18 protein-coding genes are annotated in these 17,718 nt (G+C 29.2%); 10 read left to right on the forward strand and 8 right to left on the reverse strand.

Features of this window, described 5'->3' with window-relative positions:
• The first annotated feature begins 160 nt into the window (after window positions 1–160).
• Window positions 161–442: a UPF0147 family protein gene (locus KMP69_RS02680; RefSeq protein ID WP_214400414.1), complete on the forward strand. Its 282-nt coding sequence runs from the start codon at window positions 161–163 to the stop codon at window positions 440–442.
• Window positions 443–452: 10 nt separating this feature from the next.
• Here the strand turns inward: KMP69_RS02680 and fucA are convergent, their stop codons facing one another.
• From fucA to lonB, 3 genes are all read right to left on the reverse strand, one after another.
• Window positions 453–998, reverse strand: coding sequence for an L-fuculose phosphate aldolase (gene fucA, locus KMP69_RS02685; protein ID WP_214400415.1), 546 nt, complete (start codon window positions 996–998; stop codon window positions 453–455).
• Window positions 999–1,104: 106 nt separating this feature from the next.
• Window positions 1,105–1,389 (reverse strand): hypothetical protein, encoded by a 285-nt coding sequence (locus KMP69_RS02690; RefSeq protein WP_214400416.1) that lies wholly within the window; start codon window positions 1,387–1,389, stop codon window positions 1,105–1,107.
• An 18-nt stretch (window positions 1,390–1,407) separates the two neighbouring features.
• Window positions 1,408–3,366 carry an ATP-dependent protease LonB gene (lonB, locus tag KMP69_RS02695; protein WP_214400417.1) on the reverse strand — a complete coding sequence of 653 codons (1,959 nt, stop codon included), beginning with the start codon at window positions 3,364–3,366 and terminating at the stop codon, window positions 1,408–1,410.
• Window positions 3,367–3,621: 255 nt separating this feature from the next.
• Between lonB and KMP69_RS02700 the strand changes: the two genes are divergently transcribed.
• Window positions 3,622–4,986 carry an AIR synthase-related protein gene (locus KMP69_RS02700; protein ID WP_214400418.1) on the forward strand — a complete coding sequence of 455 codons (1,365 nt, stop codon included), beginning with the start codon at window positions 3,622–3,624 and terminating at the stop codon, window positions 4,984–4,986.
• Here the strand turns inward: KMP69_RS02700 and KMP69_RS02705 are convergent.
• Window positions 4,983–5,324, reverse strand: a complete 342-nt coding sequence (locus KMP69_RS02705) for a prefoldin subunit beta (RefSeq protein WP_214400730.1) — start codon at window positions 5,322–5,324, stop codon at window positions 4,983–4,985. The two genes, KMP69_RS02700 and KMP69_RS02705, sit on opposite strands and share 4 nt — an antisense overlap.
• Before the next feature lie 202 nt (window positions 5,325–5,526).
• On the opposite strand from KMP69_RS02705, the gene KMP69_RS02710 reads away from it, so the two are divergent.
• The 4 genes from KMP69_RS02710 to KMP69_RS02725 all read left to right on the forward strand — a co-directional run bounded on the left by KMP69_RS02710 (window position 5,527) and on the right by KMP69_RS02725 (window position 8,277).
• Window positions 5,527–6,111, forward strand: a complete 585-nt coding sequence (locus KMP69_RS02710; RefSeq protein ID WP_214400419.1) for a 50S ribosomal protein L15e — start codon at window positions 5,527–5,529, stop codon at window positions 6,109–6,111.
• Between the two features lie 156 nt (window positions 6,112–6,267).
• A complete protein-coding gene (gene rpsB, locus KMP69_RS02715; protein WP_214400420.1) occupies window positions 6,268–6,933 on the forward strand; it encodes a 30S ribosomal protein S2 in 666 nt (221 codons plus the stop codon).
• A gap of 20 nt (window positions 6,934–6,953) precedes the next feature.
• Complete coding sequence (locus KMP69_RS02720; protein WP_214400421.1) at window positions 6,954–7,562, forward strand: HVO_0476 family zinc finger protein; 609 nt, start codon at window positions 6,954–6,956, stop codon at window positions 7,560–7,562.
• Window positions 7,563–7,593: 31 nt separating this feature from the next.
• Window positions 7,594–8,277: a 30S ribosomal protein S3ae gene (locus tag KMP69_RS02725; protein WP_214400422.1), complete on the forward strand. Its 684-nt coding sequence runs from the start codon at window positions 7,594–7,596 to the stop codon at window positions 8,275–8,277.
• 41 nt (window positions 8,278–8,318) lie between these two features.
• On the opposite strand, the gene KMP69_RS02730 is transcribed toward KMP69_RS02725, so the two are convergent.
• On the reverse strand, window positions 8,319–8,963 hold the full coding sequence (locus KMP69_RS02730; RefSeq protein WP_214400423.1) for a DJ-1/PfpI/YhbO family deglycase/protease: 645 nt from the start codon (window positions 8,961–8,963) through the stop codon (window positions 8,319–8,321).
• A gap of 74 nt (window positions 8,964–9,037) precedes the next feature.
• Here KMP69_RS02730 and KMP69_RS02735 point away from each other — a divergent pair, with 74 nt between their 5' ends.
• Window positions 9,038–9,844, forward strand: coding sequence for an HAD family hydrolase (locus KMP69_RS02735; protein WP_214400424.1), 807 nt, complete (start codon window positions 9,038–9,040; stop codon window positions 9,842–9,844).
• Window positions 9,841–10,437 carry a HemK2/MTQ2 family protein methyltransferase gene (locus KMP69_RS02740; protein WP_214400425.1) on the forward strand — a complete coding sequence of 199 codons (597 nt, stop codon included), beginning with the start codon at window positions 9,841–9,843 and terminating at the stop codon, window positions 10,435–10,437. The genes KMP69_RS02735 and KMP69_RS02740 overlap by 4 nt, the downstream gene beginning before the upstream one ends.
• 3 nt (window positions 10,438–10,440) lie before the next feature.
• Here KMP69_RS02740 and KMP69_RS02745 read toward each other — a convergent pair whose 3' ends face one another.
• Both KMP69_RS02745 and KMP69_RS02750 read right to left on the reverse strand, forming a co-directional pair.
• Window positions 10,441–11,277 carry a vWA domain-containing protein gene (locus tag KMP69_RS02745; protein ID WP_394357601.1) on the reverse strand — a complete coding sequence of 279 codons (837 nt, stop codon included), beginning with the start codon at window positions 11,275–11,277 and terminating at the stop codon, window positions 10,441–10,443.
• 83 nt (window positions 11,278–11,360) lie between these two features.
• Window positions 11,361–12,449, reverse strand: coding sequence for an ATP-binding protein (locus KMP69_RS02750; protein WP_214400426.1), 1,089 nt, complete (start codon window positions 12,447–12,449; stop codon window positions 11,361–11,363).
• A 156-nt stretch (window positions 12,450–12,605) separates the two neighbouring features.
• On the opposite strand from KMP69_RS02750, the gene KMP69_RS02755 reads away from it, so the two are divergent.
• Together KMP69_RS02755 and KMP69_RS02760 are read left to right on the forward strand one after the other, a co-directional pair.
• Window positions 12,606–13,325 carry a metallophosphoesterase family protein gene (locus KMP69_RS02755; protein ID WP_214400427.1) on the forward strand — a complete coding sequence of 240 codons (720 nt, stop codon included), beginning with the start codon at window positions 12,606–12,608 and terminating at the stop codon, window positions 13,323–13,325.
• Window positions 13,326–13,443: 118 nt separating this feature from the next.
• A complete protein-coding gene (locus tag KMP69_RS02760; protein WP_214400428.1) occupies window positions 13,444–14,844 on the forward strand; it encodes a radical SAM/SPASM domain-containing protein in 1,401 nt (466 codons plus the stop codon).
• A gap of 436 nt (window positions 14,845–15,280) precedes the next feature.
• Here the strand turns inward: KMP69_RS02760 and acsB are convergent, their stop codons facing one another.
• Window positions 15,281–17,500, reverse strand: coding sequence for an acetyl-CoA decarbonylase/synthase complex subunit alpha/beta (gene acsB, locus KMP69_RS02765; RefSeq protein ID WP_214400429.1), 2,220 nt, complete (start codon window positions 17,498–17,500; stop codon window positions 15,281–15,283).
• Window positions 17,501–17,718: the final 218 nt, after the last annotated feature.

A 17,718-nucleotide genomic window follows, 5' to 3' on the forward strand; every position in this document is an offset into this window, starting at 1 on the left:
ACCGATAAGCCTAAATATTTCTTAACAATAATAAATAATAATTTAGATAATAGTAGTTTGGTATATATATTATTTGATTTAATTTATTTCATATTAAAGTTCTTTTAAGTAATGAAATTAATATAATTAATACTATAAAATATCTTATGAGGTGAGAGTTATGGTGTTTGGTAGTGCGGCAAGGGAAAAAACTCCTGAAGAGATATTAAAAGATGTTGCATTAATGTTAGATGAGATAATTAATGATACTACTGTTCCAAGAAACATTAGAGCAGCTGCAGAAAAGGCTAAAGAAACTATTTTAAAAGAGGACGAAGAACCAATTGTAAGGAGTGCTACGGCAATTCACATATTGGATGAAATTAGTAACGACCCTAATATGCCACTACATACAAGGACACAGATATGGAGCATAGTTAGTGAGTTAGAGAGAGTTAAATAATCAAAAAAATTTATTTATTTACAAGAAGTTTTAAAAGAGTTAGTTTAGCCTGCTCTTCTAAAGTTTCCACTTTTACATAGGCATCAATTAAATCCTTTCCTAAGCAAACTACACCATGATTTTTTAATATTATCACATCTTCATCTCTTTTTGCAGTTTCTTCTGCCAATTTTACACTCCCTGCCTCATAATAATCAACATATCCAATTTTCTTTAAAAATACTTTTCCATCTGCTGTTAATATTTCTATTTCTTTGTCTATTATTGATAAAAAAGTAGAGACAATTGAATGAGTATGGATTATAGCATTTACATCCTTCCTTTTCCTATAAATCATTAAATGGAGATTTCTTTCAGATGTAGGATTTCCTTTTATAATATTTCCATCTAAATCCATTATAGCAATATCATCTTCTTTTAAAAACCCTAAAATAGAGCCAGTTGGCGTTAAATAAACTATATTTTTATCTCTAACTGAAACATTCCCTCCACTACCTACTACATACTTTCTATCATATAATCTTTTACAGATTTCAATAAATAGAGATTTATTCATAGTTTCACTCAAAATATCTTTAATATTAATATTATAACGGCAATGTATAGAAAGATAATTAAAAGTTCTAAGAGTATAATAAATAGAGATTTATTCATAGTTTCACTCAAAATATCTTTAATATTAATATTATAACGGCAATGTATAGAAAGATAATTAAAAGTTCTAAGAGTATTATGTTAATACGAATAATTTTTAAATTTTTTTTAATATCGTCCATAATTTTTAAGTATAATCCTAAAATTAAAATAGTTTCTTGACTTAGTATTTTATTAGTTTTCTCATCTATCTTTTTCTCGTTTTCTTTTAGTTTAGCATCTACTCTCTTCTCTAATTCTAAAATTTTTTTATTTAATACTCTAAAATTTTCTTCTATTTCTCTCTCGTCCATAATAGCACTTCTTATTATTTATTTGGAAATCTTAGATGTTTCAGTATTTTTTATAGATTCTAAGTCAAACACCAATGGAATAATTTCATCCAATGTCTTTACTGGAATAATTTCTATTCCTTCACTTTCTATAACATCTATTTTATTAGCCTCTGGAATTATAACCCTCTTGAACCCATATTTCTTTGCCGCCTCTATTTTTTCATTAACTCCTCCAATTGCCAAAACATTTCCATTTAAATCTAAACTTCCAGTTATTGCAAAGTCTTGTTTTAATGGGATGTTTAATAAGGCAGATATTATTGCTAAACATACTGCCGCTGTAGCACTATCTCCATCTATTTTTGAGTATGACTGACTAAATTGGATATAAATCTCTTTATTATTTAGATCTATATCTTTCTTAGGTAGTGGAAGTTTTCCTTCGCTAACCAGTTTTTTTGATAATGCAGATGCCAATGTTATAGAATGCTTTGCAATATCTCCAGAGATGTTTAATAAGTGAGTTCCTGGATTCTTTGAGTCTAATATTTGGACTATAATTTTGGTTACATCTCCAATTCCTCCAACTCCTATAACTGCCAATCCATATACTACCCCAACTTTTGGTGTATCGTTGGGAACTATATGCTTATATCTCTTAAAGTTTTTAATATAGTTTAAAGCTACTTGTTTCTCCATACTGTAAATTCCAGATTCAAACACCTTTCTAATATGCTCGGCAGTAATGTAAACTTTTTTATTATCATCTTTTTTAGTTTCTGGATTGTAATTACCTTTTTCATCAAAGTTTCCTAATAATTCTTCAATTTCTTTACCCATCGCTATATCGTTTGCCATTTTTATAATGTTAGCAAGTAATCTTAATCTCAATGTTAATTTATCCTTGGATCCAGCTAAGTATTGAGCAATTTTAACTACTTCACAACATCCGTCATAAGTCATTGGATTTAAATTGTTATTTTTTATTTCTTGAACAATGAACTGTAAAATCTTATCTCTATTTTCTAAGGTATTATCCATTTTGTTCTTTAAAACAATTTTATAGTCAATTCTATCCAATAGAGGGGCTCTTAAATTATAGACATCATCCATATTTCCAGACATTATTAAAATAAAATCACATGGAATTGGATTAGTTTCTACAGTAGCCCCACTTGAGTTTGGATTTCTTCCACTAATTGGGAGACATTTATCTTGTAATGCAGTTAATATATAATCTTGAACTTCTAAGGGCATTGTTTTTATTTCATCGACATACAAAATTCCTCTATGAGCCTCGTGAATAGCCCCCAATATAATTCTCTTATGTGGAGGAGTTCCTAATGGTGGTCTTCCACCTAATGGACAGTGCTTAATATCCCCCAATAATCTCGTTACATTGTATGCACTCGCTCTAACAAGAGGTCTCTTTTTGCATTCATATAATAGAACTGGCTTTAAATCCATTGGACTTAAAGAGTTGCTCATTGAAGCTCTTGAAGCTCCCATTATACTTGTTAATATTATAATGAACCCAAATACTAATACAATTAAAGCTGTTATTGTCACTGACGCTAATAGATACTTTTCAGGTATGCTTCTTAAAAAATACTGTGACAAAATTATCGCTCCAACCATTATTAAAATTAAAGTTAATGGATTAGGAGATTTTAAATCTAACTTTGGAATCTCTTTTAAATCTTCTTTGTACTCCCCATCTATAACTTCAACTATTGGTCTCTCCATATTCTTTAAATTAGGTTTTGCAATTACATAGTAAGGGGTAAAATCTCCAAAATCTTGTAAAATTTCTCCTACTGCTTTTACAATCATTGATTTTCCAACGCCAGGATCCCCTAATAAAATAACATTTCTTTTGTTTTTTACTGCTGATAAAATAATTTTAACTGCTTCATCTTGTCCAATAACTTGGTCAATTAATCTTGGAGAAGGTTCGGGCAATTCTTCGGTAGTTTTAAATTTTATTGAAAACATACTAACACCTTTTTAAACTGAATCTTAAACTAAAAATTATCTATAGAATGAAACATTTAAAATTAAATAATATTGATTTTTAACTTTTATATTAGATAAATATAGAATTAATCTTTAAATTTTTGAATATATAAATATATACTAAAAATGGTAATATATAATCAATTGTATGAAATACTAATGCTAATATTTAAACATTTTTGCTATTTACAATAAAATTAATAGCTAATGCTGAATATCAAACTTGGTGAAAAAATGGATTTAGAAGGATATATTAGAAGATGTTTAAGAAAAAAGATTCCTGAAAATAAGATTATTGAGGATGGTTTTAAAAGAATATTGGAAATTAAAGAAGATATTGATGAAGAATTTGCAAAAAAATTTATAAAGGCTATACTGGAAGAGGTAAAAACTACTGAAAAATTTAAAGAAATTAAGGATGAAAATCTAAAAAATTTATTGAAATATCCAGAGTCAAAGGTTACAATGGGAAAAATGGGAGTTGGTAGTAGAGGAGAAGGAGATTTTTTTGTTCATAGGGAAATAGCAAGAATAGTTAAAAGCACAAATGTTAAGGCATATGTTTCAACAGAGGAGCAAGATGATGCTGGAATAGTTAAAGTTGATAACGCTAAATATATAGTTGCGGCAATAGATGGAACTCATTCGAGATTAAGTGATTTCCCTTTCTTAGGAGGTTTTCATGTAACGAGAGCGGCTTTAAGAGATGTTTATGTTATGGGAGCAGAGGCTGTTGCTCTAATTAGTGATATTCATTTGGCAGATGACGGAGATGTTGGAAAAATATTTGATTTCACTGCAGGAATATGTGCTGTATCTGAAGCGGTCAATGTTCCTTTGATAGGAGGGAGTACTTTAAGAGTTGGAGGAGATATGGTTATTGGGGAAAGATTAGTTAGTGCTGTTGGTGCAATAGGAGTTATAAAAGAAGGAAAACCCACAGCCAGAAGAAATGCAGAGGTTGGAGACATTATATTGATGACTGAGGGTAGTGGAGGGGGGACAATAACTACAACTGCCTTATATTACGGATGGTTTGATGTTATTTACGAAACACTAAATGTAGATTTTATAAAATCTTGCCAAAACTTGATTAGAAGTGGTTTAATTAAAAATATTCATGCAATGACTGATGTAACTAATGGTGGTTTAAGAGGAGATGCCTATGAAATTTCAAAAACTGCAAAAGTTTCGTTAGTATTTGATAAAGAGAAAGTTTATAAAACAATAAATCCAAAGGTCTTGGAAATGCTTGAGGCATTGGATATAGACCCATTAGGAGTTTCTACTGACTCATTAATGATTATTTGCCCAGAAGAATATGCCAATGAGATAAAAAAGGTTACTGGAGCTATAGAGGTTGGATATGTTGAAGAGGGGAATGAGAGTTATTTAATTGAAGATAATAAAAGAATTCCTTTGAAGCCAATGTTTAGAGAATCCGCCTATACTCCAGTTAAGAAGGTAGTTGGAGAAAAACCTCCAGAAAACTTAGAAGAAATGAAAGAAAAAGTTAGAAAAGCGTGTGATGAGGCAATTAAAAAGAAGGATTTCGTAGTAGAATTATTAAATAAGAAGAATAAATATTTAAAGTTTTAAACGGCTGTAGGAATCATTTTTTGAATTTTTTCCTGTAATTCTTTTAATCTTGTTTGTAATTTTTCAGACTGTTTTTCTAAAGTTTTTACTCTTAGTTCTAAAGTTTCTATTTTCTCTTCTAACTCTTTTTTAACATCGTCTTTTTTTCTTTTTATAAATAATCCACCTACTAACTTATAAACTTCCTCACTTGTGGATTTTTCTAATTCTTCCAATGCTTTTTTACATTCATTTAATTCAGATTCAACATTTTGTTTTTGTAACATAATCATTTGTAATTGTTGCTGCAATTGTTGTAATTGCATTAATTGAGCTTGAATTTGTTGGGGAATTTCCATAAAAATCACCTCATTTTTAGGAATAACCAAAATAAATTAATATGAAATTACTATAAAAATCTTTTCATTAAATAAAATTTTAAAAATCTATGATATTAAACCGTTAAGTTAATATAGTAGTTACTATTAGTTAATAACTCTAAAAGTTTTATATACAAAAAGGGGATGTGGCTAAATGCTGAACCCTTAAGAGAGGGATAGTATGGGAATATATAAATATATAAGAGAAGCGTGGAAAAGACCAAAAGATACATATGTTAGAGAATTATTATGGGAAAGATTAATACAGTGGAGAAGAGAACCAGCAGTAGTTAGAATAGAAAGACCTACAAGATTAGATAGAGCAAGAGCTTTAGGATACAAACCTAAACAGGGAATTATCGTTGTTAGAGTGAGAGTTAGAAGAGGAGGGTTAAGAAAACCAAGACCAAAGAATTCAAAAAAGCCAGCAACATTAGGGGTTAATAAAATAACAATGGGTAAATCAATTCAAAGAATCGCCGAAGAGAGAGCAGCAAGAAAATATCCAAACATGGAAGTTTTAAACAGTTACTGGGTAGGAGAAGATGGAAAATATAAGTGGTATGAGGTTATTCTTGTAGATCCTTACCACCCAGTTATTCAGGCAGATCCTCAACTCAACTGGTTATGCTCTGGAAAACACAGAGGAAGAGCATTTAGAGGTTTAACATCAGCAGGTAAGAAAGGTAGAGGATTAAGAAATAAGGGAATTGGTGCTGAAAAGGTAAGACCAAGTATAAGGGCTCATGGAAGAAGAGGTAAGTAAATCATTAAAAATATAGCTATTAACTATAAGAAACATTTATATACATCCTTTAATTACATTTTATTAAATTTCCAATTTCTTGGGGATAACAACTACTAATTTTTAAAGCCCCGAATCTTTAAATAAATAAAAACCACTATTTTGAGGGTGGAAAATATGAGTGAAGAGCTGTTAGTACCATTAGATACATACTTAGCTTCAGGAATTCACATAGGTACTCAGCAAAAAACAAAAGATATGGAGAAATTTATATATAGAGTTAGAAGTGATGGATTGTATGTTTTAGATGTTAGAAAAACAGATGAAAGATTAAGAATTGCCGCTAAGTTTTTAGCAAGATATGAGCCAGAGGATATATTGGCTGTTTCAAGAAGAATTTATACAATGGGTCCATTAGAAGAATTTGGTAAATACACAGGAGTTAGAACTATTGCAGGAAGATTTGTTCCTGGAACTTTAACAAACCCTTCATACAAAGGCTTTATAGAACCAGAGGTAGTATTTATCAGTGATCCAAGAGTAGATAGACAGGCTTTGAAAGAGGCTATAGAAATAGGAGTTCCAATAGTTAGTTTATGTGATACTGAACACTTAACTTCATTCATAGACTTGGTTATTCCAACAAACAATAAAGGTAAAAAGGCTGTAGCATTAATTTACTACTTGCTAACAAGAGAGTTCCTCAAAAATAAGGGAGTTATATCTGACGATACTAACTTACCATTTACATATGAAGAATTCTTAGAGAGAGCAGCAAATCCAAAATATAGAATAATAATTCAGCCAAAAGATAAGAGAAGAAGAAGGAGAAGAAAAAAATAAATTGAGAGAGGTTTTTAAAAATGCCTGAAAAAATATATATGGTTTGCGAGAATTGTGGATGTGAAGAGATGGACGTATTAAAAAAGAAAATTTATGATAAATCTGCCTATTATTTAGTTAAGTGCCCAAACTGTGGAACTGTTAAAGAAGTTATTGATAAAGTTAAATTAAACCAGGCAAAATTAATTATAAGCAGATATGATATTTCAGAGTCTAAGGTAATCAATATTCCAGAAGATGAAACCTATAAAGTTGGTGACATTATAAATATTGATGGAGAAGATATTGAAATAACTAAAATCGAAACTCCTGAACCTGTAAAATCTGCATTAGGTAGAGATATTAAATATATTTGGGGTAAATCTTTATCTATTCCTAAAAAATTAGGAATTTCAATAAATGATAAAAGTAAAACTTATGGAATATATATTTATGTTCCAAACGATTTCGAATTTGAATTAGATAAAGTTTATAAAATAAACGATGGATTCTTTAAACTAAAGAAAATAAAAGCTGAGAAAGGTTTTCCTAAAAAAGCAAAGGCTAAAGATATAAAAAGGTTGTATGGGGAAGTTGTAAAACCTGTAAGGAATTATATTGACATATCTGAGTACTATAGAGAAGAATAAAAAATAATAATTAAATTTTTAAGGTGAAAAAATGGCTGTTGCAAGAACTGCAAGATCAAGAAGAAAAGTAAGAAAAGTGAGAGATAAGTGGAAAGAAAAAGTATGGTATGAAATTTATGCAACTCCTGAATTTGGTGGAGTTTTTATTGGATATACCCCAGCAAACGATCCAAGTTTAGTTTTAGGTAGAGTAGCAGAAACCTGTTTAAGAGACCTAACTGGGGATCCTACAAAGCACATGCATAGAGTATATTTCAAAATCTTTGGAATTACCGGAAATAAAGCAATAGCACAATTTTATGGACATGATACTACAAGAGAGTATATGAAATCACAAATTAGAAGAAGGAGAAGTAGAATTGACGCCATCCTCGATGTAACTACGCAGGATGGATATAAAATAAGAACAAAGGCTATGGTTTTAACAGCATATAGGGCGAACGCTAAACAAAAATCAGACATCAGAAAGAAAATGGAAGAAATTATAAGAAATATGGCTAAAGAAAAAACATTCCCAATGTATGTTCAGGCAATGTTGTTTGGAGAAATGGCTGAGAAAATAAGAGATGAGTGTAAGAAGATATTCCCAATAAAGAATGTTATTATATACAAATCTGAAGTTTTATCCTTAGCTAAAAAAGAAGAAAATGAAGGATTTATAAAAGAAAAAGAAGAGACTGAAGAAAATGTTACAGAGGCCCAATCTCAAGAGTAAACACTATTAATTTATAATTAATTTATTTACTCTTTTTGTAATTATTTATTTTTATTCTTTTCTTTTTCTATAGCTTTTAAAACTTCCAAACCAAATAATCTTGCATAATCTGGAGATTTTGCAGTTATTACATTTCCATCAACAACTACCCCTTTATCTTCATAAATAGCCCCATATTTTTTTAACTCCTCTATAGCCTCTGGTGCAGGAAATACAGTTGCATTTTTACCTTTTAAAACTCCTGCTCTTGCTAAAACTACAGGAGATAAACATATTGCTGCTACTACCTTATCTTTATCATAAAATTCTTTAACTAATTCTATCAACTTTGTATTGTTCCATAAATATTCTTTTGACCCTATTCCCCCTACTATAACTATCGCATCGTAATCATTTACATTATTTATATCATATATGGTTTTTTTAACCTCAATTTTATTTCCTAACATTCCAACACATTCTCCCTTTTTAGTAGAAACTACATCAACCTTTAAACCATTAGATTCAAATACAGCCATTGGCTCAAAAAGTTCTTCATCTCTAAAGTCCTTTGGAGCGATAACCATTAAAACCTTTCCATTAACAGTTTCATTTTCCATATAGTTCCCCTCCTCTTTATAAATACACATTGAAGACATCACAGTTAATATTATGGTGGTTATTATTAATACTATTCTTTTTCTCATACTATCACACTTTTTTATTTATACCTTTAATTACATAATTTATTATATGTTAAGATTATTTAAATGGGATTGTTATGAAAGTAGCAGTTGTTTTCGATAGTGCTGGAACTCTTGTAAAAATTATGAGAGTTATTAAAGATTTGAGAAAAAATAAATTTATATGTAATGTCCAAACTGTAGATATTGTAGATGAAAAAAAAGGTAGAGCATTAGTTATAATTAAAGAGGACCCATTAAAAGTAGTAGATAACAGAGATCCAGAAATGTTAATCTCTGATTTATTGAAAGAGGTTGATATTGGAATATCCTATTGTAATCCTCCAATAAATAAAGAAGGAATTTACAAAGATAGAAAAACCAAAGTTAAAGATTTGCAGGAACCATTGAACATTTTAAAAAAATATGATATAGAGACAGGATATGGTAGTGCTTTAATAATTGATACATATCTTGGAGAGGTTGAATATACAATAGCAACTGCTGGATGTTTGTTTAAGGAAGTTAAAGATACAATTAAAAAATTAAAAGAAATGGGTATTAAAGTATTTATTGCCTCAGGAGATAGGAAAGGTTTTTTAAAAAAATTGGCTGAAATTATTAATCTTGACGAAAAATACATTATGGCAGAGGCTCATCAGAAACAAAAAAGAGATTTAATAGTAAATTTAAAAAAAGAAGGTTACTTTACAATAATGGTTGGAGATGGGGCTAATGATGTTCCTGCAATGATTGAGAGTGATTTGGCAGTGGTAACCTTACAAAATGGAAATGTGTCAAAAAAAGCTCTCGAAGTAGCAGATATAAAAATTTATAATATAAGTGAAATCGTAGATGTTTGTAAAAAGGTAATAAATGGAGAAATTCAGGGTAGAAGAAAATGATCGTAAATATAGAAGGAATTAAAATAAAACTACATCCAGAAGTTTATGAACCATCTGAAGATTCTATATTATTATTAAAAAATCTTGTAGATGTTAAAAATAAGGAAGTTTTAGAGATTGGAGTAGGCACTGGATTGATATCTATAGCCTGTGCAAAAAGAGGGGCTAAAAAAGTTGTTGGCGTTGATATAAATCCTTACGCCATAGAAATAGCGAAAGAAAATGCTAAACTAAATAATGTTGATATTATAGTTTTTAAAAGTGATTTATTTGAAAATGTCAAAGGAAAGTTTGATGTAATAATTTTTAATCCTCCATATTTACCAACATCCGAAGATGATAAGATAGACAGTTATTTAAATTATGCATTTGATGGAGGAAAAAGTGGAAGAGAAATTTTAGATAGATTTATTGATGAATTGCCAAACTACATAAAGAAAAATGGTGTAGTCCAAATACTTCAAAGTTCATTAACTGGTGAAAAAGAAACAGTTGATAAATTAAAATCTCTTGGTTTTTATGTTAAAAAAGTAGATACTTTAAAAGTACCTTTTGAGGAACTTATGGTTATAAATGGAATTTATAAGGGTTAATTTTTAATTTAAAAGATCTTTACATATATTTACTATTGTATCTTTACTTAAATCATCTATTTTGTAATATTTAAAGCCAAATCTATCTGCAAGTTCTTTACCAATACCAATTTTTATAAATGACTGTGGTTCAGTATCAATTAATACAACATTAATTTCTCTTTCAGCAATTTTTTCACAAGCATCAAAAACTTCTTTAATGTAATCTTTACTTATAGCAACATTTGGCTTAAAGTCACTTATTACTATCATAATTGGAATAATATTTGGATTTTTTCTTAGTTCTCTATCAAAAACTTCATAACTCTTAACAAATGCATCAGCTAATGGTGTTTTTCCACCAGTAGGGAGATCCTTTAATAGTTTTTCTCCAAGTTCCACAGAAGATGTAAATGGTAAAATCAATTCTGCTTTATCCTTTCTAAATGCAATCATTCCTATTTTATTTCTCTTTTGATAGGCATCTAAGAGTAAAGAAACTATTGCCCCTTTTGCCGCCTCCATTCTTCTCATTGCTCCCATAGAGCCACTGGCATCAACAACAAATAATATATATGATGAAATCTTTTTCTCTCTAACCTTTTCCATTAAATCCTCTTTCTCTAAATATATAGCCAATTTTTTCTTAGATTTTTTTCTTCTCTCTTTCTGTTTTATAGATGCCTTTCTAAATGTAGCATCAAATGCAATATCAGTAACTTTTCCTTTTGGATATTTAAATTTAATATATCTTCCTCTCTTACTGTAACTTTTTATATGTCTTCCAGAGCCATATCTGTAAATGTTATCTCTAACTTTAAATTTTATTATATTTGGATTAATTTTAGTGTTGTAATCTATGTTAAAAGTTTCTTCAAATTCTCCATTATCATTGTTATTTTCATTATTACTTTCTGAACCTTCAGAATCTTCTATATCATCATTTACATCATGTTTTTTTTTAAGTCATCTTCATTATTTTTTTCATTATTTTTATTTTCATTATTATTTAGTTGTTCTTTAAATTCGTTAATCATCTGTTCTAATTTTTCTTTATTTAATTGTGGTGGCTCAAATGGTTTTCTTCTCATTCTATGTGGCAATGCTAACTCCATAGCCTCTTTAACATCATCTAAATTAACTTTTGTCCTACCATTGTATGCCGCTATTGCCTTAGCAGTTCTAACTACTGTAATATCTGCCCTGTTAGTTTGAATCCCCAACTCAATACAAACCTTAGATATAAATTCCAAAAGTTCATCACTAATTTCAACATCCTTTAAAATCTCTCTGGCTTTGATTATTTTTTCCCTAAGTTTTCTTTGCTCTTCTTCAAATTTTTTATAAAACTCTTCAGGATTGTTATTAAATTCTTCCACTCTCTTTATAACCTCTACCCTATCTTTAACATTGTTTAATCCTTCAACATCAACCATTAGTCCAAATCTATCTAATATTTGTGGCCTTAACTCTCCCTCTTCGGGATTCATAGTTCCAACGAGTATAAACCTCGAAGGATGTTTTATTTTAACTCCTTCTCTTTCTATTATGTTCCAACCCATTGCCGCCGCGTCTAATAAAACATCTATTATATGATCATCGAGTAAATTAACCTCATCAATATATAGAATATTTCTATTTGCCTCTGCTAAAATTCCTGGCTCTAATGCTTTAATACCTTCTTTTATTGCCTTTTCAATATCAAGAGTACCAATAACTCTATCTTCTGTTGCCCCTATTGGTAAATTTACAACTTTCATTTTCTTTTTTGTTATTTTTAATTCTCCTTTTTCTTTCTTTTCTTTGCAAATGTCACATAGTTCTCCATTAGGATCACAGTTAAAGGGACAACCTTCAACAACTTCAATCTCTGGAAGTAAATCAGCCAATGCTCTAACGGCAGTTGATTTTGCAGTCCCCTTTTCTCCTCTAATTAACACTCCTCCAATTTTTGGATTTATCGCATTCAAAATTAAAGCTTTTTTCATCTTTTCCTGTCCTACAATTGCTGTAAATGGATAAATATATTGCATAATTATCACACTTTTTAATACTATTTTGAAATTTTGTAATATGGTAATACTATTTATTTAATTTATGTAATAGTAAATGATTATAACCTATTTAAACATTACTAATATTAATGTTAAAAATAACTTTAATAATAACAAATTTAAAAGTGATTCCTAATGATAGCAATAATTAGCGACATACATTCTAACTTAGAGGCACTAACTGCAGTTTTGGAAGATATAAAAAATAGAAAAATTAAAAAAATTGTATGTTTAGGAGACATTGTAGGTTATGGAGCTAATCCAAATGAGTGCGTTGAAATTATAAGAAAACTTAAATGTAAATGCGTGGCTGGAAATCATGACTATTATGTTTTAGGTAAAGAAAGTTTAGATGCTTTAAATACTTATGGAGTTATAGCAATATTATGGACTAAAAATATTATAACTGAGGAAAATCTTTCATTTTTGGATTCTCTCCCATTAATTATTGAGGATAAAATAAAAAATAAAAAAGTTGTTTTTTCTCACGCTAATCCTAAGTATCCAAAACTTTGGGAATATCTTTTTCCAGATTATGTTGATGATGTATTTGACTGTGGAGATTTAATTTTTGTTGGTCATTCTCATATTCCTTTTGTTAATTCTGAAACTGAAAACATATTATTGCATAGGGGAGTGGTATATTTAGAGGATGATAAAAAGTATTTAATAAACCCAGGTAGCGTAGGACAGCCAAGAGATAGAATAAATAAGGCGAGTTATTGCATATTTGATACAAAGAATTTTAAAATAGAAATTGTAAGAGTTGAATATGATATTAAGAAAGCATATGAAAAAATTGTTAAAAGTGGATTACCAGAATTTTTAGGAGAAAGATTATTCTTAGGAATTTAAAATAAAAAAGTTTGATTGGTGAATAGAAAGTAATAAATATTAGTAATTATAAAAATTGTAATTAAGATGGAATTTAGGTTAATTTTGAATTGATGGTTTATTGCTAAGTGGTGGAAATATGGATCCTGAAAATATGGCTTTAATTTTTTCAAAATTTATTTTAAATCCTCTGGTAAAAAGTCAAATCTTAGATTTATTTAAAAAAGATTCTAATGGCAAATTAATCATTGAAAATTATATAGATGCATACATTAATGGAGAGGATATTTGTTCAATTAAGTATAAGGTTTTTAAAAGTTTAGTAGATAAAGGTTTAAAGACATTTGCTGGAGAAAAATATATCGAAGAATTCAAAAATTATTTAAAAGATCCTTATTTTAAAAAAGGATTAATAAGTGTGATAAGAGGATTAGCATATTTTGGCGTAAAAAAGCCATTTGTTTCAGGAGCTCCATTTTTAGTAGTTTGGGATGTAACATATAGATGTAATCTTAAATGTAAGCATTGCTATGCAAATGCTGGAAAGCCACTAAAAGATGAGTTAAATAGTGAAGAGGCTAAGAAAGTTGTTGATATTTTTGGTAATGCTGGAATAGTAGCTATTGCATTTTCTGGGGGAGAGCCATTAATGAGAAAAGATTTATTTGAATTAATAGATAGAGCTAAAAGTTATGAAATGCAGGTTTCTATAGCTACAAATGGAACACTATTAAATAAAGAAAATGTGAAAAAATTAAAAGAGCATAATGTTGATTTTGTTCAAATTAGTTTAGATGGTACTAAAGAAACCCATGAAAAATTTAGGGGAATTAAAGGCATTTATAATAAAACTATTGAGGGAATAAAAAATGTTATAGAGGAAGGAATCTGCTGTGGAATATCAATGACTGCTACTAAATTAAACTATAAGGATGTTCCAAATGTTATTGATTTATCTGAAGAGTTAGGAGTAAATTACTTTATACTATATAACTACATTCCTGTAGGTGTGGGGGATTTTGATATAGATTTATCTGCCGAAGAAAGGGAAGAATTACTTAATCTATTATGGGATAAGTTAATGAATGAAACTAATAAAAAATGTAAAACTGCCTTTTTATCCACTGCTCCATATTATTCAAGAACAGCGTTAGAGCATAACAAATATTATCTTGCTACGCACTTTGCAAATGTTGATTTAGATGAAGATAACAGATTAAAGAGTTTAGCAAACTTTATTGGTGGCTGTGGATGTGGTAGATTTTATTTAAGTTTAAGAGCTAATGGGGATATTCAGCCATGTGTGTTTTTCCCATTAAAATTAGGAAACTTTAAAGAATTTAATGATGAAGAAGATTTTTTAGAATTTTGGAGAAATAATAAGGTTTTAAATGATTTAAGAGATAGAGAAAAATTAGCTATCTGTGGTAAATGTAAATATAAATATGTATGTGGGGGTTGTAGAGCAAGAGCTTACGCATACTTTAAAGACTATTTAAGAGAAGACCCCGGATGCATACTAACTAAAAGAGTTTATTAATTAGTTTAATTCTTAATTTTTTATTAGTAGAATTTAAATATTTAAATAAATATAAAAATAATTTTTATAATTGGTAAAATAATGAATCAGAAATGTTAATGAAAATGATGAACTCGTATTTGGAAATACATTAAAATAAAAATAATATAAGATGCTAAAATAAAAGTAGATGAAGCTGTCGAAAAATCTTTTGAAAGTAATATTTTAAATATTTAATCTAATTATAACTGAATAAAGAAGAATTAAAAAATTGTTATAAATGACTCTAAAAAGTGTCTAATTAGTGGTTCCTTGAGATGTGAAATTAAGAAGAATATTATTTTGAAGAATGAAAATTTGTGTGAGGACATATAAATATATAGAAAAATATGCCTTTCGAAACTGTTAAATAATAGTGTATGCAACTAATAATATCTTAAAAATGGATCTGTTCTCTCTATGGTTTTTTAACATTTAGATTTATAATAATCTTTACATTCTTCATAATTATTTGAATACCTCTTTCTTTTGCAATGTCTAATATAGCCTCTCCAATATCTATACCCTCTTTTTCTTCCTTAACTTTTTTTACTTTTTCTATCTCTTCTTTAGTTTTTTCAATTTCTTCAGTCTCTTCTTTTTTCATTACTGGATGACCTTTCTTTTTTAGGAAATTAATCAACTCATCAGTATTAGAGACATCCTCTTCTGTGGCTATTTTATCATACAAATCTTTTGGTATAGCATCTTTTACTCTTTCCTTTAACTCTTTTGGTAACCACACTATTCTCTCCCACCCTCCATCTCCTTGCAAAAATTTAGGGGATCTCATATACTCTATGGCAATTCCAACGAATCCGGGAACTTGCTTACCTCCACTACATTGCCCTGCAAGAGATGAGAATGGCAAACCATAAGGAGTTTCTCCTCTAAAGTTTCTATGAACTACACCAAATCCGTCCACTTCTGGAATGTAAAATACGATTGCCTCGAAACAACCACAGGATGTGCAAGGATTAACTAAGGCACTATGTAGAGATACTTCCTCAATAGCTCCTTGTGATTTTTCCTTAACAACATCATTTACTCCTGAATAAATCCCTAATTTTTCATCTATTAACTCTCCCTTAGGAACTTCAAATATTGGTCCGTTAGGATCTATCTTCGCCGCTGCCCTTGCGTCTAAATAACTTATACTACCACATAAGGATGGCCTATCAGGGGTTATAATACAAACATGAGTTGGGGCGAAACTCTGACACATTACACAGCCATAAAATACATCTACATCCTCATCTCTCAACTTTCTGGCTTTGGCATCTCTTTCAGCATATATCTTTCTTGCCTCTTCGAGGATTTCTTTAACTTTATTTTCGTCAGTTACTATTGTAACTTTGCATTTTTCAATTATTGGGAAATGTTCTTTAAACAATTTTTGAATAACATATCCTATATGTTTTAATCTTAAACCTTTATTGAATGAATTTTTATTTATTCTAATCCAAATTTGATCTCTTTGATTTAAGTGCATAACTCCCTCTATGTAGTTTAAAAATTCATGAACTCTCCTTTCTAAAACCCCCTCTAAATCCTTTTCCAATTTTTCTCCAGATACTTCAACAATTATTGCAAATGGATATCTACCTTTCTCTTCCATCTCATCCAAATCTTTTCCTATAATCTCAACACCATCTTCAACATTATCTTTAACTAAAACTACCTCACATCCATAACTCTTTGGTCCTGCTAACTCAACATACATATCTGGGCCTCTAACTCTCTCTCCTTCGTTCATCGGACCTACGGATACTGGAATATCAAATTCAGTAACCTTAACTTCAATACCTTTCATTTTTAAAGCATTTTCAACAATATTTTCAATGTCTGAACTTTCTAAGGCTCCTTCAATAGTTGGAACTGGATTGTTTGTTATAACAGGAATTCCTGCCTTTATACATCCAGCCCCTGCAGAAAGTGTTATGTCATCAATATCTCCTAATGCGATAACAACTGCTGGAACTCTATTCTTTATATAATCAATTATTTCCTCTGTTTTTCCTGGTTCAATACCTCCAAAAATTAAAGGGGCTCTTATAGCAAGATTTGCCGCATGAGCGGCTGAGGTTATAGTTTCTCCAAGAGGAATTAGTAATTTATCAAATCCGTATTCTATTCCCGCCTCGTCCATTTCCTTAATTATTTCTCCAACGAATAATGTTAAAATATTTCTTTTTCTAATGTCATTAATTAATTTCTTTAATTTTTCTTTATCTCCAACCTTTCCAATAACAACTAAAATTGCTGGTATTTTTCCCTCTACGAGTGGAACTCCTAAACTTCTTAAAGTTTCATCTGGAATAAATCCAACATAAGGTTCTTTATAAGGCTGTTCTTCTGTTGCATATTTTAATGCCTCTAACGCCTCAGCACATATTAAAGTTACTACTCCAGCATCGAGAGCGTTTTCCAATGTCTTTTCTTCTTTAATTTCAAGAGAATTAATTAACTCTCTCAACTCGTTAATATCTTTGACTTTTTTTCCTAAGAGTCCATATATTAAAGGAAGATTATAGTTAGTTCCTTTATAACCAACTTCCTTATTTTCCACATTTTTTAAAGATTCTTTTGTTAAATTCAATACTTTTTTTGCTCCTTCAATTATATTTTCAACAACCATTAATTTCACCATAATTTATAATGATTAATCATTATAAATATATTTTAAACTACAAACTATATATTATAGCAAATTACGCAATGCGTAGGATTGTTAATTATTATTTATTAAAAAAGTAAAAATTTGCAAAAAATTATTTGTAAAACTGGAACTTCTTTAATAAATTATATAGAATTGCGTATTAAAAAAGAAGGGTTTTTAAAACTTTCTATTTTAAA

This window comes from Methanocaldococcus lauensis (genome assembly GCF_902827225.1).
GTDB lineage: Archaea > AGJL01 > Methanococci > Methanococcales > Methanocaldococcaceae > Methanocaldococcus > Methanocaldococcus lauensis.